The sequence below is a fragment of the Thalassoglobus polymorphus genome, assembly GCF_007744255.1.
GTDB lineage: Bacteria > Planctomycetota > Planctomycetia > Planctomycetales > Planctomycetaceae > Thalassoglobus > Thalassoglobus polymorphus.
Genome location: NZ_CP036267.1, coordinates 6,275,795 through 6,298,796 on the forward strand (window position 1 = coordinate 6,275,795; position 23,002 = coordinate 6,298,796).

The following is a 23,002-nucleotide window of genomic DNA, read 5'->3' on the forward strand; positions in this document are numbered from 1 at the left end:
TTTCGTCGGATAACTTCAGTTTCTGGCCAGCTTACGGCCCGCTTCTGTTCAGTCTCCGGCAATCGGCATGACCAGCGGAGTTTGTGAACGTATCGACTCTTTTGCTATCATCTCTCGGACATCCTTGACCTGACATTGAGGCGAGCTCGATATGCTTTCACATCTTCGCTGGATCTGTGCTGTTCCTGCAATCCTTTTAACCAGTTCCCTCGCAATTGCAGCCGGGCCAGAACCGATTCCTTTGTGGCCGAACGGGGCGCCAGGACAGGACGGGACCGGGGAGAAAGATGTTCCACTTGTTCGCATCTACCCAGCCGGTGAGAACGCGACCGGAACTGCGGTCGTGATTTTGCCCGGCGGAGGATACGGCGGATTGGCGATGGACCATGAAGGGCATCAGATTGCCAAATGGTGGAACCGCCTGGGTGTCACCGGAGCTGTCGTGACGTATCGCCATGGACCGAAATATCAGCATCCAGCTCCACTTCAAGATGCTCAACGAGCGATTCGACATCTGCGGGCCCACGCGGAAGAACTGAAGATTGATCCCCACCGGATTGGTGTCATGGGATTCTCAGCGGGAGGCCACCTTGCTTCGACCGTTTCGACTCACTTTGATGAAGGTGACGCTGACAGCAAGGATCTCGTGGCACAACAAAGCAGTCGACCGGACTTTGCGGTTCTCTGTTATCCCGTCATTTCAATGCTTGATCCGCAGGCCCATAAAGGGTCGCGGCGAAATCTCCTCGGTGAAAATCCCAGCGAAGAACTCGTCAAAAGCCTGTCGAATCATCTACAAGTCACCAGAGAGACACCGCCGACATTCGTCTTTCACACAGCCGCTGATCCGGTTGTTCCAGTGGGAAATGCAATTGCTTATTATCAGGCGCTGGTCAAACATGGCGTCGATGCGGAATTGCACATCTATCAAAAAGGTCGACACGGCGTCGGGCTGGCCCCGAATGATCCCATCTTGAAATCGTGGCCAGACCGCCTCGCAGACTGGCTCCGCACGAACAACTTTCTTTCCGGAAAGAAGCGTGTCTCTGTTTCTGGCGCAGTAAAGTTTGACGGCAAGCCATTAAAGTGGGGGATGATTTCGTTTGCCTCTCGGGAATCAGACTCGTTCCCGACGGCCTCGACGATGGTTCAAAGCGGAAAGTTTGCAATTGCCGAGAAAGATGGCCCGGTGGCGGGGAAGTACTCGGTCTCCGTTCACGACATGGGAACCTTTGCCCGTGAACCATCCATCGAAGATGCCCGGACGTTGACCGGTGATCATTCTATCACAGGTCTCGTCATTCAAGTACGTGAAGAGGGCGAGAACAATTTCGACCTCGACTTGAGAATCGAATAAATTCAAATAACATCCTGATCTCCCGAGCGGTTCTTCGGATATCTTTATGGCGATTCATTTTTTGCAGGTTGTTCGCAGAAGAACTTCACCACTGAAGCGGGACGCGAACACCAATTCGAAAATGCTATAAACTCTCTCTGAGCACTGGATATCTGTTTCTTTTCTTTTTACTATTTATTGACGTGAAGCGACCTGAATGTCCACAACTCTCGAACAAGGTAACGGCCAGCTTTCCTACGGCCTGGCTTCAAATTCCTCGGTCGATTCCGAATGGTTGAAGTCTCTCAATTTCCGAACCTCTGCACCTCAAGGGTTGCGGGAAGCCGCACATGAAGGCAATGTGAATGATTTCACCTCTGCTCTGATTGAAAGTGCCTCGGAGAGACGAGTCTTTAAAAAGTCCGAACGGCTTGAGTTGCTCGAACAGTTGCGCCACCTCCGGGAAGTGACTCAGAATGTCGAGGTGTCCGGCGATCTCGCCACTGCCCTGTTTGAGGTCAACCTCAAGAAAGCGGAGCGGTCTGGATATGTTGAAGCGTTCATCGCAGAACACGGTGAAGAAGTTCCGGATAGCGTGTCTCTGTCAGATGCAATCTGGATTCTCGCGATTTACTCTCAGAAGCTAGAAAACGAGGCGTTGTTTTCGCTTTGGCGCTGGACCTTGCAAAAGGGGCAGGAATGGATGGAAGCCAAACCGGTTTGCGATGCAGAGCAGGGGTTCAGCCAATTAAGATTTCTTGAAGTCTGCTACCTCATGGCAGTCTCCTTTGAGAACCTGAAAGGCTCACGCAGCTTGCTCAAAGAAACGACAGCCCTGATCCGAAACTGTGTGGATGAAGCGACCGACACCGATGGGACTCCTCAGGCACATTGGGTCCCGACTCTCCTCGATTCGCTCTCCAGCTTGGGACGCATTGCGACATTCAACACTGCGATGCAGCAGAAACTCATCAACAAAGCTTTCGGCAAGCGATTGCAAGGACTCTTCGAACGAACCTGCAGCTACTGCACGCAAGATCATTTCAGTTTGTCGCTCGGTGATTCGACTCTTGATTCAGATCGACTGGATGCGGTTGCCGCAGCCTTTCTGTTCGATAAGAAAGACGGGATTCGTCGCCTGATCCAAACCTGGCAAAAAAAGAATCAGGGCAAAAGGAAAGTTGGCGACTGGTCTCTTCCGGAAATGGTTCATCAGTCGGACTGGGCGCAGCATGCCTGCATGCGATCGGATTGGAGCTCACCGGTCGATTTGTGCGTCATCACGCATGAAGGCGCAATGCCCCGAATCGATCTCGTCATCGCCGATCATCCCCTGATAAAGGGGGACTGGGAGCATGAAATAAGCCTGGATGGAAAAACTCTCAAGTCCGATGCTGGCTGGGTCTGCACTTGCTGGTTTGCAGATGACGAAGTCAATTACATGGAACTCGTTCAGGAAATCGACGCCTCGACGCGAGTTTCGCGACAAATGATTTTTCTGCGTGAAGAGCACCAACTTGTCCTGAATCATATGGTCATTGCAGAGAAAGCAGGCGAAATCAGTTCACGCACAACGCTTCCTCTCCGCGCAGACTGGATCGGGGAAGCAGACACAGCGACGCGTGAACTGGCCTTAGAGAATGCAGCTCAACGGGTGCGAATTCACCCACTCTCGCTGCCTCAGGAACACGTCGTCAAAGCCGATGGAAAACTCTTCGCCTCTGGGCAGGAATTAACATTCGAGCAGCACTCAGCCGGCTCGCGTCTCTTTTCTTCGATGGTGCTCGACTGGTCACCCAAGCATCTCGAGAAGCCGGTCGAATGGGGAAAGCTGACGGTCGCACATGATGGAAGAATTGAGACCATCGAACAAGCTGCCGCCTTCCGCTTTCGAGTTGGTCGCAGTCAGTGGTTGCTGTATCACTCAATGACAGAACCCGACGTCCCAAGATCCGTCCTCGGCCTCCACACTTCTCACGAGACAGTCCTCTCGAAAATTACCTCCAAAGGTGAGATCGAGCCGATTATCGAAGTAGAAATGTAAACGAGAATTCAAAAGCAGTTCTCGATAATTCATTCACCAGCAACGCAAACTGCCCCAGCCGTTTCGTTCGACCGGGGCAGTTGCGAGAATTGCTTTGAAGAGTTTGTCGCCGATGAATGACGCGTCAAGAAATGACGTTGTGACGTCTTTTATGGACGCAGATCTTGGATGCCATTTTTGAGTTGGTAGATTCTTTTGACTTCTGCTTCGGTGAGGGCGCGGTCGAAGGTGGCGAGGTCGTCCATTTGACCGACGTACGCTGCACCGAGGACCAGTCGGACCTGGGCTGGGTCCCAGTCGAATTTCAGGTCCCAGTCTTCAATGGCTCCCTGTCGGACTCCGTCCATGTAAAGAACGCCACGTTGTGTTTTCTCTTGATCGTTGACATTTTCTAAAGTGAAAACGACATGTGTCCATTTCTCTCGTGAGAACGATGGTTTTTCGACTTGGACCATCGGACGCTTTTCGAATGGAATGTCTGCCCAGGAAACGCCATCTGGATTCCAGATAGAAACAAGCGGTCGAATGGCATAGCGGAAGAACCGGGGAGTTTCGTCTTTGGAAAACTCCAGGAAGATGAAGCCCTTATTGGTGTCGTTGCCGACAATTTGAACGGGATCGCAGTAGCCTGGCTCAAGATCTTTGTCCGGATTGAGTCGTAGCCAAACTGAGACGGTTGAACTCCAGCTCTTGCTGTTGTAATCGAGGATTCCAGTATCCTTGAACGCCGGGCGAAAACCACTTTTGTGAACGAAGTCGAGAGCTCCTCCGAAGCGACCCTCTTTGACAAATTTTACGTCGTCAGTCGGCTCGGCATGAACATAGTCTTTTCCTGAACGGACATAGCTGGTCCGGTCACCACGAGCAAAATCGGCATCGAGACCATGGTCAAACGAGGCGTGCAGAGTCAGCGACTTGCTCAAGCTGTCGTCTGTTTCTGCTTCGCTGATCAATTTCTTACCTTCTTCGGTGCCGATTTCACGAAGGAAGATGTTCCGCCAGCGAATCTCCCCGCCATGCGTTTGCAGCATAATCGGTCCCTTTGCTGGCAGTGGATTTGAACGGTCCCAGAAATTCTCCATGACGGCTCCATCAACGACCAATTCTTCGTTAAGCCAAACCCAGGTGTGCGAACCGACTTGTCGAATTCGAAATTTATTCCACTCGCCAAAAGGTTTGTCAGCTAAAACCATTGGATCGCGACCTTCAGCTGCGGGTGAGTTATTGAAGAGTCCACCTGATCCGAGGTGCGGTTTTCGGGTTGGTCGTTTCGGATCGAACTTCTGATGCCAATCCCAAATTTGAACTTGCGGAGTCCCGCGCAGGTAGATGCCGCTGTCCGCTTTGGCAACAGTTTTGTATTCCAGCAGCAATTCGATGTCACCGTATTCTTTTTCAGTTGTTGCATATGGCCCATGACCATCGTTGACCAGTTCGCCGTTCTCGACGGTCCAGTTGGCTGGGAACTCTTCCCGTTGCTGCTTCAGGTTGGCTTCTTTTTTCTCGCCCTTCAGTTTGGTGACTCGATGCGGGTTGAGGCCGTACCAGCCGGTCAAATCCTTGCCATTAAAAATTGCGTGAAAGCCTTCGGGTGGCTGCGGGTCTGCGGCATGGGAAGGGCTGATCGCTGTGAGTAGCAAGGCGGCGACCGTGGCGCAGCGACACAACGAAGATCGTGATAGACGATTCGCGGTTTTCATAGGTTCAAAACTCAGTGAGGAAGATTAGGAAGGAAGCTGCACAGAAGCGGTCTGATGCAACTTTGTTGATGTGTTTGAGGATAATCGACACTGCAGCAGAGGGCTACTCAGCGCCCAGTTTTCAGCTCGGCAGCTAAATCTTTTCAGAGAGTGGACGAAGTTTTCCCTACGATGGCTGCCTTAACTCAACAGAGCGTCAGCTTCCGTCTCGCAAGATTTGCAGAGTACGTGGCAGAAATTCCGGATCTCAAGCGAGTCGCTACACTTGTTCTCGCAAGAGTGCAGAGGCGTAGCCGACGAGATCGTTTTGCTCTTTGCGGACTTTTTTCAAAACGTCCAGTCGCCCCGCTTTTTCACAAAGTTCGTCAAACGAAATGCTTACGTCTTCGTTGAGATTTGAAAGGTATTGCGCGGAGAGTTCGACTGCTTCGTCAAGTTTGTCGCTTCGAATGAGTAAGTCGACAAGGACGTAGGCCAGCAACGGCTTATCCTGTTCGTCTGGTTCAGCTTCAAGTTGCTCGCGGAAATACTGCAGTCCCTCATCACGTTTTTTGTCGAGCAGGATGTTGAAGAAGTGTTCGTGAGCTGGGTAGAAGTCTTGGAAGGGGGGCTCTCCGTCGTATTGAAGAGTTTTTTCCAGCTTCGCACCGTATTGAGCCAACTCGCGTGCCAGTTCAAGTTCTTCAGACGGCGCTTCGATGGACCGGGCGAATCGGACGACGGAGTTCAGGTGTGAGACATCGACGTGATAGTTCCCCTCATCAAAGAGCCAGTCACGGCCGGTGATCAAAGTTTTCAGAGACGCTCCCGGTTCGATCAGAGGGACTTTTTGCTCGACCTGCCTGCGAACTGAGTCACTCAAATCGTTGTACAGGCTGCGGACCATGAGTTTCGAACATGCTGTCCTGTGTTCCTGGCTCATTTGGGGAAGCGATTGGTCCAAAGCTGTGATCGTGCTGCAGGTCCCATGACCGTTGAGCATGATTTTCACTCCCTTGGGAGGATTGACTCCCTGGTACAGTGCCAGCTGAAGGATTTCCTCCATTTTTTCATAATCTTCGATCTGGTCAGGGAGCTCATCGAGAGCCTTGGCGAGCAGTTCGGGCTCTTGGATGACCTGCAGATACATCCAGGCGGCAGCTAGTTCTCCCTGTTCGACCAGTTTCCCGCCGACTTCACGAGCCGCTTCAACATAGGCTTCTTCGACTTCTTTGCGGTGTTCTTGAGGAACATCCTGCAGGGACGAAGGTCGAGACAGTGGAAGTCCAAGGGCTGCCTTTTTCTGTAACATTTTGGCATCAAAGAGTTTGTGCAACTCTCCCGCTTCTTCGACCTCTTTGACCAGTTGGGCTAGCAGTTCCTGAGTTTCCTGCTTCGAGGAAATCTGATCGAGCGTATCAAATGATGAATTTTCCATGGTTCTTTGTACTTCTCTCTCTTGCTGGCGTCCCAGTTGGCCGAATCCAATAATACCGATATTACAAATCAGCAATGATTTTCATGCCATTGGTCGAGAATCTCAAGTCTGTAGTTTTGAGCTGAAAACGGCAGTCGTTTTCAGGTTGATGATAGAGCTTTAGAACTGATCCTGAAACTTAAAGTTGCTCTCTTACAACGTTAAGAAAAGCGTCTATTCCAAAGGTTTTCGGACGGGGTCTAGTTCTTTGCATCGGCAGATTTACGCAAGTATCTCTCTCACCAGAGATTATTACAAATCCTGCTGGCATCGACAGCCATGATTGTGGTAAAGTTTGCGATTCCCGATTTCGACCGTTTTTGTAAAAAAATGAAGTCAACTCTGCATGTGAGAGGCAACCTCTTTCGAGCCAGCCTTCCTGAGAGTCAACTCTTTTTGAAGAAACGGTCCTACGCTGGTCGTTTGAAAACTTCAGACATGTGTGTGAGGTGGCGTCCTTCGTTGATTTTTGACACTTGAATGCGGTCTGTTCTGTGTCGGGATGGATGCGCGGCAAGCTGTTGCCACATATTAGAACCTCTAACAAAACAAAACATTCGGGACATTTGAGCGAATCTACTACTTCGCTTGAAGAGTTTTGTTTGCGGCTCTGGATAATTTAAGGCTTTTTTTAGAATGGTCGATCGTAACCTAATTCGTGAATTTCAGGTTGATGATGAAGAGTTAAACGCAGCACTCGGAGGTGAACTGGGAGACTGGATCAACGAAGAGAGCGAGCAAATGGACCGCGTCTATGATGAGACGTCGAGTCCTTTTGACGTGAACGAAATTGTTCAGGGAAAAGTCCTGAGCGTCGAAGGCGACGAAGTTCTTGTTGATATTGGCTACAAAAGCGAAGGGATGGTCCCCCTCTACGAGTGGGCGGACGACGAAGAACAACCCAAGGTCGGCGAAACCATTGAGGTTCTGCTTGAAGAAATCGAAGATGATTTCGGCCTCGTTTTGCTCTCCAAACGCAAAGCTGACCGCCAGAAAGACTGGAACTGGGTTGTTGGTCGCTACGACGAAGGAAACACCATCATCGGGATGGTTGTTCGCAAAATCAAAGGTGGACTGCTCGTCAACATCGGCGAAAGCCTCTCATCCACTGGTGCACGCGGCGTCAACGTCTTCCTGCCAGCCAGCCAGGTGGATATCCGTCGGCCTTCAGATATCGGCGATTTCGTCGGTAACGAAATTGAGTGCATGATCCTGAAGATCGATGATGCACGTAAGAACATTGTCGTCTCGCGTCGTCGTCTCATCGAAGAGCAACGCGCCGAGATGAAGCGGAAACTGCTCGAGGAACTCGAAGAAAACCAGATTCGTACCGGTGTTGTCAAAAACATCGCCGACTTCGGTGCATTCGTGGACCTCGGTGGAATCGATGGCCTGCTGCACATCACCGACATGAGTTGGGGACGCATCAACCATCCTTCCGAAATGGTCAAAATTGATGATGAGATCGAAGTCATGATTCTCAACATCGACCGTGAAAAAGAGAAGATCGCCCTGGGACTGAAGCAAAAGTTCCCAAGTCCATGGGAAAACGTCGACACCAAATACCCGGTTGGCGATCGCGTCACTGGCGAAGTTGTCAACGTGATGACATACGGTGCCTTCGTCAAACTCGAAGATGGTATCGAAGGTCTTGTCCACATTAGTGAAATGTCCTGGACACGCCGCTTGAACCATCCTAACGAGATGGTCAGCATCGGTCAGGAAGTCGAAGTGGTGGTCCTGGGGATCAACACCGACAAACAGGAAATTTCACTCGGCATGAAGCAGACTCAGCCGAATCCTTGGGACAACGTCACCGAGAAATACCCGGAAGGGAAGTCGGTCAACGGTGTTGTTCGCAACCTGACCAACTACGGTGCGTTTATCGAACTCGAAGAAGGGGTCGACGGCCTGCTTCACGTGAGCGATATGTCCTGGACACGTAAGATTTCTCACGCCAGCGAGATGCTGAAAAAAGGCGACGAAATCCAGTGTGTTGTTGTTTCAGTCGACGAAGAGCGAAAACGAATCGCTTTGGGACTCAAGCAAATGGGCGACGATCCATGGGAAGCACGCATCCCGGATCAGTATCAGCCCGGTTCGATCGTCAAAGGAAACGTCACCAAGATCACCAACTTTGGTGTCTTTGTTGAACTGGAAGAAGAGCTCGAAGGCTTGCTCCATGTTTCTGAATTGACAGGTGGAGACGAAGAGAAATCTGTCGAAGACGTCGTCAACGTAGGCGATGAAATCGAAGTGAAAATTCTTCGTGTCGATACCGGAGATCGCAAGATCGGCCTGAGCATGAAACTCGATGCAGAAATCGAACCAGAAACCGCTTCCGGTTCTGGTGGCGGATCAGACGCATCGAAAGAGCTCAAAGGTGGAATGGGCGATTCATCAGGACCACTCTTCTCGATGGCTCCGGCCCGCACGGAAGAAGAAGCAGCACCTGCCGAGGAAGCGCCTGTCGAGGAAGCTACTGCCTCAGCCGAAGAAGCTCCAAGTGCTGAAGAGGAGGCTCCTGCGGCTTCTAATGAAGAATCCGAAGAGAAGCCTGAAGCTGAATAATTAGAACAATCGCTAAAAGTGTTCTAATTTGCTTCTGAAAGCAAAGTACTCGTTATAAACGGCCTTCCGATCACAATCGGGAGGCCGTTATTTTTGCGCTAATCGTTGATGCTTTTCTGGCTTCCGTGTTTTGTCGTGATCCTCGCTGGAGCGGCAACTCTTGCCGGTCCGATATTGATATTGTGGTCCAGTACGGACACGACGAGCAATTGGGATGGTGGAAGGAGTCCCCTATGAGATCCCTGCATTCCCCAAGGTTGATGACCCATTAGAGTCCCATGCAGAAAATCACTCGCCGTAGAACTTCAAGCGTTCAAAACCCCCTGGAAACGTACCTACGTGAAATCAACGAGACCGCCCTCCTGACAGCCGATGATGAGAAGGAACTCAGCTATCGCATTTCAGACGGGGACATGCTCGCTCGCGACCGCATGGTCCGCGCGAACCTGAGGCTCGTTGTGAACATTGCACGAGGGTACAGCGGGAAAGGTCTACCCCTTCAAGATCTGATTGAAGAGGGGAACCTGGGCCTGTTGCGTGCCGTGGAAGGTTTCGATCCCGAAATGAATACGCGGTTCAGTACCTATGCAAGTTACTGGATCAAGCAGTCGATCAAACGTGCGTTGATTAACTCTGCGAAAACGATTCGCATTCCCGCGTATATGGTTGAACTCCTTTCTAAGTGGAGACGTGCCAGCTCGAAGCTGCAGGATGAGATCGGTCGACCACCCACAGCTGAGGAAGTTGCCAAGGAGTTGGAGCTCCCGCCGAAGAAGTTGAAAATCGTCAAGAAAGCGATTCAGCTCTACAACTCAACGCCACAAAATGAAGATGGCGATGGCAACGTCTCCATGGGAGAGCTCATCCCTGATGATCGCTTGCTCGGTCCCGAGGAAGAGTTGATCGGACACGATAACCTCAAGCATGTTTTCGAGATGCTCGAAGAGATGGAAGAACGGGAATCGACGATTCTGAAGCTCCGCTTCGGTCTGGACGATGGCGAACCGCGCACTCTCAAGGAAATCGGAGAAGCCCTCGGCCTCACCAGGGAACGGGTCCGTCAAATCGAAGCCGAAGCGCTCAAGCGGCTCAACAAAGGTCTTCTCGGGGAATAAGCGAGAGCTTCAAGTGTTGAGCCAGCATCTCCAGCGTTTTTTGAATTGGCGTTCGTGTTCTGCTCTTGGCGAACTCAACTTGGCTGGTGAAACACGTTCTCTGCGGACACCCGGTGGTGCAGATTGCTCTGGCCGGACACCTCAAAGTGTCCGGCCATTTCTTTATTTTCGATTCATTAGCACGTTCTTCAATCCATCGATGTTCTGTTGCAAACTTTCTTTTGCATCGAGTTCATTCCGATGATCCAGCAGCCCGATCGGTCCGTCGTATCCGCTGTTAATCACGGTTTCGATCATGGATGACTCGTACTTTCCATCACCAATGGGGACAATTTTGTTTTTGAGTCCGTCGACATGTTCGGCAGCGACCATCCCATTCAGGTTCAAGCAAAGCAAGTAAGGCTGCATGATTTTGAAGAGCCTTGGGAATTCTTTGATGTGCTCATGTCCGTGATGAAAGTTGTAGACAATCCCGACATTGTCGAGACTGTGCTCCTTCCTGAGGAACTCACAAACCGCAACCAGATTTTCTGGCTCCCCTCCCCAGCCTCCATGGTTATAAAGCCCCAACTGACAGCCAAGTTCTTTGGCCTTGTGTGCCAGCGGTAGCAACTGTTTCGCCGCAGCCTGGATTTTATCTTGCTGTGTCGGAGCATTCGGGCTCGGGAGAGTGATCCAAATCTGTGGATGGATATCGTACTTTTTGATCAATGGAGCGAGGCTGTCATGCCAGCTCCAAAATGCGAAGAACTCGATGTTGTTCTTCTGGTACTGACGAATCTCCTCTTCGAATTCCGGGACATGTTTTGCTCGCCAATCATAGGCAACTCGGGTTAGTCCCAGCTCTTTCACCATCAACGCCCGCTGCGCCGGAGTTCGTTTTTTGGCATCAAACGGAACGATACACCAGGCGACAAGCTGCCCCTCAGAAAAATTCTCCGGAACCTCCGGCTTCTCCGCTCCTCGCACGGTCGTCTGGTTGAGCGGCGAACAGACAATGCTGATCACAAGCAGTGAAAACAAAATTCTCGTCATTCAACCGACCTTCATGCTGATGCCATTCGCATTCAAATTTCAGCCGTACACCATGCAAAGCTCATCCCACACTACGAAAACCAGCCAGCCTATTCCATCGTCCGATGAACACTGAGAGTACGATGTTCCTTGTGAGCAGCCTTCCTGTGACTTGCTCGGAATGTTTTGTCACTCTCCAATAATTTTGACCAGAATTCGCTTGCGACGTCGGCCGTCGAATTCGTAGTAAAAGATGTGTTCCCATGGTCCCAGATGGAGTTTGCCGTCGGTGATGGCGACGACGACTTCGCGGCCCATGATTTGGCGTTTGTGGTGAGCGTCGGCGTTGTCTTCGCCGGTTCGGTTATGCAGGTAGCCGCCTGAAGCTGGATCGCTACCGGGATTAAAGGGGACGAGTTCCTCCAGCCAGCGCTCATAGTCAGCATGTAAACCCGATTCATTGTCGTTGATGAAAACGCTCGCGGTGATGTGCATTGCGTTCACGAGCACCAGTCCGTCTTGGACTCCGCTCTCAGTGACGAGACGTTCGACGTCCGAGTGGATCGAGACGATGGCTCTCCGTTCGGGGATGTCTACCCAGAGTTCTTTGGTTAGGGATTTCATTATAGATCGCTGATAGCTATGTGGTTTGCAGTGATGGCTTGGAAGTTTTGAGTCGCTTGGAAAATCACCGGAATGAAGACGAATCTTGAAACAGGATTGGTTGCTGGTTAGTTTAGAAGCTGATTGAAAGCCGTTGCAATCGACTTCACTCGACCTTCGAGGGATTTGCATCGGCTGTCAGGATACCTTGAAACCTTCCTCCAGCTTCTTCCTGCCGAGAATCCTCATGTTGCGTCTCACCTGTATGCTGTTGATGTTTCTCTTTCTCCCTGCAATCAGTTGGGGACAAACTTCCTATCCAATGCTCATGGGTTTAAAGCCTGCAGCTGCTCAGTTGGGGACCTCGTCGGAGCATGAACTGGAATCTCGCTACAGTATGTTTGGTGCTGATCGAGTGATTGTTTCCGGAGAAGGGGTGACGGGGAAAATCGTCACGCCAATGGAACCGGGTAAGGATGGAAAGGTTCCTTCGCTAACGAAAATTAAAATTGAATTCACCGTGACCAAGGAGGCGGCTGAGGGAGTGCGTGAGTTTCGCGTTCTGGGACCAACCGGCGCCAGCACTCTCGGGCAGGTGGTCATCACTCGATTGCCGATCGCGAATGAATCTGACAAAAACGACACGATTGAAACCGCGACCGAAGTGACGGTCCCGGCTGCGATTTGTGGGACTGTGGAGAAGTCTGAGGATGTTGACCTGTTCAAGTTCCATCTTGATGCCCCAGCCACGCTGACGTTTCACACGCTGGCGATGCGGTTGCAAGATAAGATTCACGATTTGCAATCGCATGTCGATCCGATTTTGACAATTCGGAATTCGACCGGTTCGACAGTCGCAGCGGCGGACAATGTGTATGCCGCAGACCCTTATTTGAGTCACACGTTTTCGGAAGCGGGGGACTATTACATTGAAGTGCGGGACGTTCGGTATAAGGGCAACCGTTACTGGAATTATGTGATTGAAGTCAGCGATCAGCCTTACATTGAAACTATTCATCCCATCGCGGTTCAGCAGGGACAGCCAGCTTCGGTGAAGTTGATCGGAACAAATCTGGGTGAACTGGATTCCGTGGAATGGCAGCCCGGTGAAGGGGTCGCGCTCGGAATGCAGGAGGTTCAGTTGCCGCTTCCGGGTGGGCGTTCCAATCCGGTCCTTCTCGCTGTGAGTGAACATCCCGTTGAAGTGGAACAACTTTTCTCTGAAGGGAGTGAGAAAGGGGAGCAGGCGATTTCCATTCCCGGTGGCATCGCTGGGCAGATTGAACAGGTCTCTGACATCGACTCTTATAAGTTCACTGCCAAAAAGGGTGAGCGCTTCACGTTTGAAACCATCGCGCGGCGACTGAACTCAGCGATGGACCCAATCATCTGGATCACGAATAGTGATGGGAAATCGCTGTCTGAAAATGACGACTTGCGGACTTGGGGGAAACGGACATATCAGGACTCAATGATTGAGAATTGGGCTGCGCCTGCTGATGGCGATTACGTGATCAATATTCGCGATGTCCACTTACGTGGCGGCGAGCAGTTCACTTATTTCCTGAGTGCGACACGTTCAGAGCCGTACTTTGAATTGGTCCTTGATACAGACAAGACGCAACTGACACCCGGGACCAGTGGAGTTTTGTTTGCTCGCACTGTGCGGAAGAACGGATTCACGGGGGAAATAGAACTCTCCGTTGAGAATCTCCCCGAGGGAGTGACCGCTCATGGTGGACGGATTCTTTCGACGGGTACGGATGGTTGCATCATTCTGGAAGCGGCGGCGGATGCGAAACCGACTGCAATGAACATCATTGTGCACGGCAAAGCGACAGTGGGAGAAGGGGACGAGGCTCGCGAGGTCAGCGTCGCTGCACAATCGATGCAGGAAATTTATATGCCGGGTGGTGGTCGAAATCACTGGCCTGTTTCGATGCACACTGTGGCTGTCGGGGCTCCTTCGGATATTCGTTCAGTGCAACTCGATCAAATGGAAATCAGTTTGAAACCGGGAGAGTCAATCAAGGTTGGGGTGACGATTGAGCGAGCAGAAGGGTTCGATAAGAATGTCACCCTCGACATGCTGTTTCAGCATCTCTCAACGAAGTATGCAAATGTGCTGCCAAAAGGGATTACCATTGATAGCAAGAAGAGCAAAACCTTGCTGACAGCTAAAGAATCTTCCGGGCATCTTCTGATTACGGCTGCGAAAGATGCTCCAGCGGTTGAGAAGCAACTTTGCAGCGTGATGGCGAATATCTCGCTCAACTTCGTGATGAAGGCGACCTATTCCAGTCAGCCGCTTTTCATCAGCGTTGTCCCTGAAGTCGCTGCCGAGAAGGTGGCGGATGCTGATAAGAAGTAGTTCTTTGAGATGCAGGTGAGGGAACAAACGTTCCGTTTATGCTGGACAAAGCGGTTTTGTTCATTCTAGAGCGGTTTGCTCGACCGTGTGCCCGTGAAGTAGACCCCGTGAAGTAGACCCCGTGAAGTAGACCCCGTGAAGTAGACACCGTGAAGTAGACACCGTGAAGAACGCATTTCTCTAGAAAAACCGTTCGCCACGAGGCAGGTCCTGCAAACCAATTCGAAAGATGCTCTGGAAGCGATGCGGCTGAAAGGGCTGGCTTCAAGAAAAAGATTAAGAGTGAATGCTCCAATTGGTTTATAGATCTAAACCAAAGGCCCGATGAAGCATCCACTCACTGGCCTCGCTCGTGGTGTTGTCAAAATGTAACACCCAATTCGGTCTACGACTACGAACGGAACGCGCACGCTTGTCACAGCAATAATTTCATACGAAGAGATTCTCAGCGCAGTATGGACAGAGTGGATTGCCACAGTATGGCTGCAAAATGGAGGGTGGGCGAGAGTTCGCCACGCGTTCCGGGGGCCGAAGAAGCTTTCAGGAGGAGGTTTCAAGCAAGTGGGGGCTTTCCGCTCACGTCATTGGGATGACGCGTCGCAGGCCGATAGCTGGAAGCAATAAGAGCAGGACACCAACGGCGAATGGAATCCCGGCGTTTCCGAACTTGAAGTAGATGAAGGTGGCGTTCAGGACGATTACCGAGAGTAGCATCACTCCGATACTGGGTTGGATTTTCTTCGGGGACGGATCAATTACCGCAGCGATTGCACGGCGGTTGATTGTGATTGCGATCACAGCCCAGATTCCCAAAACAGCTTGTGAGTTAGCAATTCCGGGAGGGAGCGGGATTCCCAGTTGTACTGCAAAATCACCCAGCCAGATTGCGAGTCCAATAAGCCCTGTATTGATCACTAAAAGTGAGAGCAATAGCGGGAGTCGTAAATTCTGTTTGGCCTCTCGCTTGGCAAACCAGGTTACACCAGCGATGTAAATTCCCATGCAAACTGCGACCCACAAGAGTGGCTGTTGAAACGCTCCGGCCAGTCGAATCCCGGCGGTGCTTGCTCCGAGGATTAAATTCAGGCTGCGGCAGGCTCCCATAAACAGCGGGCCGAGCGGAGTCCGCTTCATCACACCATCGTAAAGCAGGATGCAGATGGCCAGTCCACTAGCAATGATGAGGCTGCGCAGATCGGCAGCGTAGGCAAATGCGAGACCTCCAGCCATCAGGCATGCACCGAAAATCGTCGCGTTTCGTCTGGAGATTTCCCCAGAAGGGATCGGGCGATTTGGGCGTTCTTCGGTGTCCTGTTTGACGTCGAAGACGTCGTTGAAGACCATCCCGGAAAGGTACAAGCAGGCACTCGCCCCTAACAGCAATCCGAGCTCGGATGCGGGGTTCAGCGCGGCATGTGTCAGTAAGAACCCGGCTGCGATGTCAGCCAGTGCCGTAAAGACTGTTGGGAATCGACAGAGTCGAAGATAAGGCAGCATGTGAGCAGTCGTGAAAAGAAGCTAATGTTAGCCGGACACTTGGCGCATCCGGCTCAGCCAAATCCACACGTGTTTACACTTCCGTATCTTTGAGGATCGGCGTGAGGTATTCCACGGTGCTATTCATTGAAGCCAGCTGTTCGTAGTCGGATTCAGGAATTTGCACGCGGTACAGCTTGCGAAGTTCCATGACAATGTCGAGGAAGTCCATGCTGTCGAGTTCCATTTGCTCTCGAAACGCGACAGAGTCGTCCAGATCGGACAAATCTTCATCGGGGGCAATGCGTTCCAGGATATTGATAATGACTTGACGTATTTCCGGGGGAGTCATTCCGGGAGTTCTCCTCAACCTGTGTGAAAAATGGCCGAAAACCTGGAGATTTGATCTGCCTCAGAACTCTGAGGGATCAGCATCTGGTATCGGGATGAGTATGATCGTGAAATCTATTTGAAAATTGGGCTCGTTTCTGTAATGGATTTACAGGATTCGTATTGGACAACGAAGCGGCCATGAATGCAAAGGACTTTGGAGCGAATCAATAAGAAGCCCAGACAAAACTGTCGAAATCGTTTTGATTTGGTCGATTTTGGATCAACTGGTTTCGTTGCGTTCGAAACGGTGCTTATTCGTAAACGCCACCCTGTTCCGCTGGGAATTTCTTGACGATGAGGACCGAGTTGACCCCGAGCATCCCGAAAGAGTTATTCAGGATATATTCAACTTTTTCCATGTGTCGGGGGCGATTTGCGACAACCTGGTGCAATTCGCAGCGAGGGTCCTGCTCGTCCAGATTGATGGTCGGGTGGGCGATGCGATCACCAAAGGAGGGGATATTTCCCAGTAATTCCAGGGCGCCCGCTGCTCCCATCGCGTGGCCGATGTAACTTTTTGTATTGTTGATTGCGACGGTAGTTCGCTCGCCAAACGCAGCTTTCAAAGCTTTCGATTCTTCAATATCGCCCTGCTCAGTCGCGGTTGCATGGCTGGAAACGATGTCGATGTCGTCTGCGGTGAGGCCTGCTTTGTTGAGGGCCAGTTGAATACACTCAGCTTGTCGAGTTGCCGAGGGGAGTACGAAATCGCTCGCGTCAGAATTCATGGCGTAGCCGACGATTTCCCCATAGATCTTTGCTCCACGCTCGCGAGCATCGGTGAGGCGTTCAAGGGTGCAGATTCCTCCACCTTCAGCGACGATGATCCCGTTGCGTTTCGTGTCAAAGGGGCGGCAGGCTTTGGCTGGGTCTTCGTGCCATGCCAAGGCTCCCTGACTGGCAAAACTGGCGAAAATCCCGAATGTGTGGATACTTTCCGAGACTCCACCCGCAATCGCCATGTCGACTTCTTTCAGTCGCAGCATCTGCAATCCCTGGATAAATCCAGCGTTTCCAGCAGCACAGGCGGCTCCTACCGTCAGGTGAGGCCCTGTGATTTTCATGTTCAGCGTGACTTCGCCGGCTGGGTTGTTGGCCACTGTACGGGGGTTGTGATGGTGGGACCAGACTTTGGTATCATAGTCAAACTGGGAGATCTCGAAGATTTCGTTTTCGGTCTCAACGTTTCCGTGCTCGGTGATCCCCAAGTAGACACCGACCCTGTCTCGACGAGTGTTTTCCCAGTCGATACCAGAATCGATGACCGCTTCGTTCGCACAGTAAATCGAAACCGACCCCGCGCGGGTGCCTCGACGACGTTCTTTCCGTCGCTGGTATTTGAATTCGTCGAAATGACAGATTCCAGCTAGCACCGGTTGCTTGATGTAGCGAGTTTCAAAAGGTTGAACTCCCGAAGTTCCCGCGAGTAATGCGGCTCGGTATTCAGTGAGGGAATCCCCATTCGGGGCAGCAAGGCCGACCCCGGTAATGACAATTCTTTCGTCGTCAGGCAATTGTTCCGGCATTATGATTACGAGCAAGCCCCACTCCAGTAGCGGGACGCCCAACACTCCAAACAGGGTTTCTAAAGTGAAGAGACAGATTCTAAGAAGATTCACCGAAAATCCCAACCACATTGCCCGAGTTCACATTTCAGGGAATGCATTCAAGCGAAACGCCCACGGGAAGGAATTGGCGACAGATTTCAGGCGAAGAGGTGCGTTTTGTCCGAAATAATGCCAAAAGCCCGAGCACGGACGTGTCCGGGTCGGGCTTTGGTGAATCACTCTTCAGAAAAGATGAGTTTTTCGGTCGGGCAATTAATTTGTTCGCTGTGGAGATTCTCCACCCACGGTTTGCCTGAGAGTCGGTTTGGAGGTGCGTCGGTCCATCATTGGGAGTTGGTCAGGATTCGCTTTGATGTCCTGCATTTTCTCGTACCCTCTAAGTGAAATTGACCAAGGGCCTCTCAGCTTGTCAGCAAGTGTGAACGGCTTTGGGGTGTAGAATCTGTACACGGTTTCTTGATTTCCCGAAGGGTCCCACAACTTCACGGCATTTGGAAGAAAGGTGTTCGGATCGAGTAGAACTTCGGCTCGTTGAAATTCTCGTCGAAGATTTGGGACGAGGGGATAAGCGATGATGTGAATCTGTCGCTCTGGGTCGTGCATTTCGCCAAAGGCCATTTTGTAGCGTTTGGTGACTGAGTCTGCCTTCATTCCGAAGAGAAACGGCATCGGTCCATCGGTGATGCGTTGTCCCTGATATTGTGGTGGGATTTCCATTTTGCTGTATTGCTTCGGAGCGACATCCACTTCCAGAATATCTTTCCCGTTACAGATCCAGACTTTGTGTGCGTCTGCCTGAACGGAATAAACTTTTCCGTCGGGAGCTTTGTGTGTCAGCGGTTGTCCCGGAGATGCTGCGAGGGCTTTGACAATGTCCGGGTCGGGATTGAAGTCCATGCGTGCTTTATCTGGAGATCCGAACCAGTACTCGCCAACAGCTCGTTTTTCGACACCAAATGTGCTGTCGTAGACGTATCGACGGAACACTCCCTGGAGCGTGTCGATTCCTGCGGTTTTCTGTTCCCACTCCTGAAGAACTAACAACATTTGCGGAGAAGGACGTTCCGGTTTGATTTCCATTTGAACCGGAGTTCTTGCCGCATTTTGAATCAGGGGGTTGGCACCAGCAGGTTGTTGAGTATTGGGTTGCGTTTGTGGAAACTGACCAAAAGCCAGGTTCGATGTGACAGCGATCCCAAATGCCAAACAAAGGGGGGCCTGGCAAATTGATTTCAGACTGAAGGGCATGAGTATCGGATCCTTCCCGGTCAATCAGGCAGCCAATGAATTGGTTGTTGATGTCCGTTTTTGTCTTGATAATGCGTTCGATTCCATTGAACGCCACCGTGGTGGGGCTTGCTCGTTTCACGAATGTGAGCAGAAACAAGAGGTGGGTGCAGAGTCTATCGGTCGAAGGCAATCACTGAAAGGTCATTTTTATTAAGTGAAAATTGCCAAAAATGACGAGCCGGTAACTGTTTATGAAAATCGGCCCCTTGGAGAGACTCTCCGAGAGGCCGAAATCATTCGAATCAAGTCGATAGCGGAGCTTCCGCGTTTACTCGCTTTGCCTGGGTTACCAGTTTTTGGGGTTCATGAACCACCACCAGCGATCTGTTCGAGAATCGAACGTCAGGTTCCAGCTGCCGTCGTCCCATTCCAAAGTCGAACTTCTCCAACCCATAGGAACTTGCGGGTACGGGTAGTACGGGCCGATGTAAGGGAATGCACTCGCATCGTACTGGCTTGGGTAAGTCACAGCTGCGTAGTTGTCATACTGAGCGTACGAAGGCCATGCGTGTTCAGGAACATTCGGCTGATTGTAAACCTGGTGACCAACTTGTGCGTTCTGTCCGCCTGGAGTTGGGTAACCCTGAACTGGTGGGCGTCCAGGCATGCCGGGAGCATAGCCAGGACCCGGTGGCATTCCTTGAGGAGCGACACCTTGAGTCTGTTGAATCGGTCCACGTTGTCCGAATTGTGGTCCGCCTTGCGGTCCGAACTGTGGGCCACCTTGTGGGCCAAACTGAGGTCCACCTTGTGGTCTGAACTGGGGTTGTCCCTGTGGGCCGAATTGTGGTTGACCTTGTGGTCCAGCTTGTGCGAATTGTGGAGCTGGTCGGCCTTTCACTTTCAACTGATTGATCACTTGACCGACACCAGCTACGGATGAACAGGCTTGCTGAGCCAGAGCAACTTGGCCTGGGTCTTCAACATTACCGATCAGGCTCGCTGCTCCGTTTTTGTAGCGAACTTCAATGTCGTAGCCGCTCAATCCTGCGGAAGTCAAAGCTTCTGCGATGTTTTGAGCAACTTCCTGATTGCTTCGAGCCTGTTTTTGGTCAAAAGCAACCGGTTGCACGCGGCGATTCATTCCACCCTGCTGTTGGGCAGCAGCTTGTTGAATCGGAGAATCCGCACTTGGTCTCGATTTCTCCATCAGTTGAAGATTGTTCTCGACGGTTTCGACACCCGGAACACGGCTGGCAAGTCGAGTTACGATTGCCCGTTGAGGTTCATCTTTGATCTGACCACCAATTGTGGCCACACCGGCTTTGAACTCAATAGAGATGTCTTGGTGAACCAGTTTGGCGCGGTTGAGTGCCTGAGCAATCTCCTCAGCAACCTTTTGGTTTTGATTGGTCGGTGCCGCTTTTTGAGCCGCAGGGGAGGTTTGTTGTTGCTCCTCTCCTGGTTTCAAAAAATCTAGTGGGCCGGCCACTGAGATACTTGGAACTGCTGCCAGCAATCCCAGACTCAGTGCCCATTTCCGTGGCAGAAGCATGGACTCACTCCTTTAAGTCTTGAGTGCTCCGCTGCCGTTTCCGTTGGAATCGGCTCTTCCGGTCGCCCGGAGCGGACTCGATCGAATGATAGTTAATTCAGTCATCGGCCTGATGAGATCGATGAGTTCAGTTATTCTGGTTATTTCGGTTAAATTGATTCTGTCAGCCAGAAAAACTGTGGATTTCAACAAAAAGCCTCAAGATTTTTTCCCGAAGAACATGTCGCTATCGACTTTGTCACAGCAGGTTTTCGCTATGAACTGTTAGAGTTTAGGCGGAGTCTGGGCGGAGTTTAGGCTACGGTCTGCCCGTGAAGCTGCTCCATTCGAGTTGCCGAAACTCAGCCCGGAAACTTGTGAAGAAAACGCAATCTGCACAGGACTTGAAGTCTTCAGATGGACGAGCCTACTTGCTCAAGAAGTCGATCGCTTCCCGGACCAGATGCGCCATCTTCGGGTGTGATGGTTCCATAGCTGGGGTGATTCCGTATTCTTGAATCCGCGCCGTTGCGGTCGGGCCGATACTGGCGTTGACGCATTCACCGCAGGCCGCCAACCATTCTTCTTTGAGGTTCATTTCCTCAGCCACCTGAGTCGCATGCACAAACTGTTGAGCGGTCGTCCAGAGAATCAGATCAAACTGCTTATCAATGATTCCACGAATCGCTGACTGGAGCGGTCCGATGTCATCGGGAAGTTCCCAACGGTAAATCGAAACAGGCAACGTCTTCGCCCCTTTCGCCTGCAGCCAATCATACAACTCTTTAGAGGGGGCGCCGTACTCTTGGATCGCAACAAGCTTGTTGGAAAAGTCGAATGCAAGTTTTTCGAACTCGCTGACGAGGTCTTCCCAGGTGTTCGGCTCCGGAGCTTTTAATTTCGGTTTGATTTTCTTCTTCGCAAGCGCGGTCGCCGGCTTCGGACCGCGAACTGCCACAAACGTTTGGCGAATTCTTTCTGCAAGTTCCTCTTCAGTGAGTCGGTCTTTTAAAGCCTCAAAGAGCGAGTCAGTCCCGACACCTGTGAGGAAAATGGTGACGTCAATTTCGCCCGCCAACAGTTTGTCAGCGAAATCATGGACTGATGGCTGTTCGTTGAGTGAGACCTCTTTCATTGATGGAGCGACGGTCGGGATGCCGCCGAATTTCTCAATCAATTTCGTCATTTCAAGCTGACGGCGAGACTCAAAGGAACAAACGCGAATTGGATTCGTTGACATGATGAAATTCTGAATGTGATGTTAGTAGCCCCTTCTGAATCACTGGTAGCTCACTGGGGGCTAAGAGGTCATGTTTCGGACTCGACAACGAGTTACGCTGCGGCACGGTCCATGGCTGAGTAGTTTACTCAGCCAACTTGAATTGTCATACTCAGAGCAACATTAAAAAAGGGACGCAACAAAAGGGGCATTGCGATGAAAACAGCTGCGAAGAATAACAAACATCAGGGAAACTCCCGACCGAGCAGAGGCGGCTCAGCGTCCTGGGGAATCGTGGTGTGCTTCAGCGTTCTCTCGCTGGCCTTGGGCCTGCTGGTGGGAGTCTTTGTGTTGAACTCTGGGGATAAGCCAGAGCAACTTCTGGATAATTCTGTTCCTGACTCACCCGATGTAGAGGCTGCTCCTGAAGCGTCGAAAACGTCGCCGGAACAAACTGGCACGAAGACGTCGGAGTCGACAGAGAAGCCGACAGAGAAACTGTCAGTTGAAGAAAAACTGAAGACCACGATTCAGGCAGCCATCGAGACTATCGATAAGAAGTCAGCTCAAATGTTTGTTCACAGCTACCTGCCGGATGAATTACAGAGCAAGTACGAATATGTCGTCAAACGAGAAGGAAGAAAGGTTGTTGACCAGGCACTGACCAAGAAGATCTTTAATGAATATCGAATTCATCTTCAGTCTGCGTTAAACGGATCGGTCGAACTCAACCCTTCTCAAACGGTTGCGATTGTCACCTATAAGTTGAAAGAGCTGCCTGATTCTGGAATGAATTTGAAGAAGTTTGCTCTGAGCGAATCCGAAGTCGTAGAAGGTGTCGCATACGAGGGGCTCGGAGATGATTTGTCAAAAATGCTCGAACAGGCTGCCGCTCTTCTCGAAGAGGACAAGCTTCAGGAGTTCGTAGAGAACGTCTATCCAATTTCCGAAGTTGAGTTGCTTTCCGCTGATCAAACGCAGAGCAGACTACTGACACGAATTGGTCAACCGGCGATGAAAGCAGCCATGATTCGGGATTTGAAAGAGGCCGCTGAAGCGAGCGCAGATGTGCAAGGCACCATTGCAGTGATCACACTCCCTTCTTTGCATCAGGGTGACCAGTCGAGAACTTTCAAGTTTGATCTGGTAGAGGGAAACTGGAGGTTTATCGATTTGGCTGCAAAAGAGAGAGCAACCATGAATGACCTTGCCGTGAAACTGCCTGCCAGTATGAAGAAAGGGAACAGCGGCCAGACGATTGTCTTTGCGCGAAACAATGCGGAAAGCGAATGGCGCATCCAGTCACTTCCTGACACACTCCCTGAGTGGTAAGCGAAGCAATCTTCTTTCGAATAACTCAAACATTCAGGGC

At 51.2% G+C, this 23,002-nt stretch carries 17 protein-coding genes; 7 read left to right on the forward strand and 10 right to left on the reverse strand.

Annotation, left to right across the window (positions count from 1 at the left end):
• Positions 1-151: 151 nt before the first annotated feature.
• A complete protein-coding gene (locus Mal48_RS22750) occupies positions 152-1,357 on the forward strand; it encodes an alpha/beta hydrolase (protein ID WP_145205402.1) in 1,206 nt (401 codons plus the stop codon).
• Between the two features lie 196 nt (positions 1,358-1,553).
• Complete coding sequence (locus Mal48_RS22755; RefSeq protein ID WP_145205406.1) at positions 1,554-3,380, forward strand: hypothetical protein; 1,827 nt, start codon at positions 1,554-1,556, stop codon at positions 3,378-3,380.
• Between the two features lie 149 nt (positions 3,381-3,529).
• On the opposite strand, the gene Mal48_RS22760 is transcribed toward Mal48_RS22755, so the two are convergent.
• Together Mal48_RS22760 and Mal48_RS22765 are read right to left on the reverse strand one after the other, a co-directional pair.
• A complete protein-coding gene (locus Mal48_RS22760) occupies positions 3,530-5,080 on the reverse strand; it encodes a family 16 glycoside hydrolase (RefSeq protein WP_145205409.1) in 1,551 nt (516 codons plus the stop codon).
• 259 nt (positions 5,081-5,339) lie between these two features.
• Positions 5,340-6,497, reverse strand: a complete 1,158-nt coding sequence (locus Mal48_RS22765) for a hypothetical protein (RefSeq protein WP_145205412.1) — start codon at positions 6,495-6,497, stop codon at positions 5,340-5,342.
• 675 nt (positions 6,498-7,172) lie between these two features.
• Here Mal48_RS22765 and Mal48_RS22770 point away from each other — a divergent pair.
• Together Mal48_RS22770 and Mal48_RS22775 are read left to right on the forward strand one after the other, a co-directional pair.
• Positions 7,173-9,107: a 30S ribosomal protein S1 gene (locus Mal48_RS22770; protein ID WP_145205415.1), complete on the forward strand. Its 1,935-nt coding sequence runs from the start codon at positions 7,173-7,175 to the stop codon at positions 9,105-9,107.
• Positions 9,108-9,385: 278 nt separating this feature from the next.
• Positions 9,386-10,222, forward strand: a complete 837-nt coding sequence (locus Mal48_RS22775) for a sigma-70 family RNA polymerase sigma factor (protein ID WP_145205418.1) — start codon at positions 9,386-9,388, stop codon at positions 10,220-10,222.
• 162 nt (positions 10,223-10,384) lie between these two features.
• On the opposite strand, the gene Mal48_RS22780 is transcribed toward Mal48_RS22775, so the two are convergent.
• Both Mal48_RS22780 and Mal48_RS22785 read right to left on the reverse strand, forming a co-directional pair.
• Positions 10,385-11,257: a sugar phosphate isomerase/epimerase family protein gene (locus Mal48_RS22780; protein WP_145205421.1), complete on the reverse strand. Its 873-nt coding sequence runs from the start codon at positions 11,255-11,257 to the stop codon at positions 10,385-10,387.
• Between the two features lie 168 nt (positions 11,258-11,425).
• Positions 11,426-11,860, reverse strand: coding sequence for a secondary thiamine-phosphate synthase enzyme YjbQ (locus tag Mal48_RS22785; protein WP_145205424.1), 435 nt, complete (start codon positions 11,858-11,860; stop codon positions 11,426-11,428).
• 226 nt (positions 11,861-12,086) lie between these two features.
• Between Mal48_RS22785 and Mal48_RS22790 the strand changes: the two genes are divergently transcribed.
• On the forward strand, positions 12,087-14,210 hold the full coding sequence (locus Mal48_RS22790; protein ID WP_145205427.1) for a pre-peptidase C-terminal domain-containing protein: 2,124 nt from the start codon (positions 12,087-12,089) through the stop codon (positions 14,208-14,210).
• Positions 14,211-14,786: 576 nt separating this feature from the next.
• On the opposite strand, the gene Mal48_RS22795 is transcribed toward Mal48_RS22790, so the two are convergent.
• From Mal48_RS22795 to Mal48_RS22810, 4 genes are all read right to left on the reverse strand, one after another.
• Positions 14,787-15,707: a UbiA family prenyltransferase gene (locus Mal48_RS22795; RefSeq protein ID WP_145205429.1), complete on the reverse strand. Its 921-nt coding sequence runs from the start codon at positions 15,705-15,707 to the stop codon at positions 14,787-14,789.
• Positions 15,708-15,780: 73 nt separating this feature from the next.
• The gene (locus Mal48_RS22800; RefSeq protein WP_145205434.1) at positions 15,781-16,038 is read right to left on the reverse strand and encodes an acyl carrier protein; all 258 of its coding nucleotides are present in this window, start codon (positions 16,036-16,038) and stop codon (positions 15,781-15,783) included.
• A 292-nt stretch (positions 16,039-16,330) separates the two neighbouring features.
• On the reverse strand, positions 16,331-17,605 hold the full coding sequence (locus tag Mal48_RS22805) for a beta-ketoacyl-[acyl-carrier-protein] synthase family protein (RefSeq protein ID WP_145205436.1): 1,275 nt from the start codon (positions 17,603-17,605) through the stop codon (positions 16,331-16,333).
• Between the two features lie 294 nt (positions 17,606-17,899).
• On the reverse strand, positions 17,900-18,895 hold the full coding sequence (locus tag Mal48_RS22810; protein WP_145205439.1) for a hypothetical protein: 996 nt from the start codon (positions 18,893-18,895) through the stop codon (positions 17,900-17,902).
• Here Mal48_RS22810 and Mal48_RS22815 point away from each other — a divergent pair.
• Positions 18,894-19,091 carry a hypothetical protein gene (locus Mal48_RS22815; RefSeq protein WP_145205442.1) on the forward strand — a complete coding sequence of 66 codons (198 nt, stop codon included), beginning with the start codon at positions 18,894-18,896 and terminating at the stop codon, positions 19,089-19,091. The two genes, Mal48_RS22810 and Mal48_RS22815, sit on opposite strands and share 2 nt — an antisense overlap.
• A 132-nt stretch (positions 19,092-19,223) precedes the next feature.
• On the opposite strand, the gene Mal48_RS22820 is transcribed toward Mal48_RS22815, so the two are convergent.
• Together Mal48_RS22820 and Mal48_RS22825 are read right to left on the reverse strand one after the other, a co-directional pair.
• Positions 19,224-20,432 carry a BON domain-containing protein gene (locus Mal48_RS22820; protein ID WP_145205445.1) on the reverse strand — a complete coding sequence of 403 codons (1,209 nt, stop codon included), beginning with the start codon at positions 20,430-20,432 and terminating at the stop codon, positions 19,224-19,226.
• Positions 20,433-20,838: 406 nt separating this feature from the next.
• Positions 20,839-21,651, reverse strand: a complete 813-nt coding sequence (locus Mal48_RS22825) for a uroporphyrinogen-III synthase (RefSeq protein WP_145205448.1) — start codon at positions 21,649-21,651, stop codon at positions 20,839-20,841.
• 195 nt (positions 21,652-21,846) lie between these two features.
• Between Mal48_RS22825 and Mal48_RS22830 the strand changes: the two genes are divergently transcribed.
• Positions 21,847-22,962, forward strand: a complete 1,116-nt coding sequence (locus Mal48_RS22830) for a hypothetical protein (RefSeq protein ID WP_145205451.1) — start codon at positions 21,847-21,849, stop codon at positions 22,960-22,962.
• Positions 22,963-23,002: the final 40 nt, after the last annotated feature.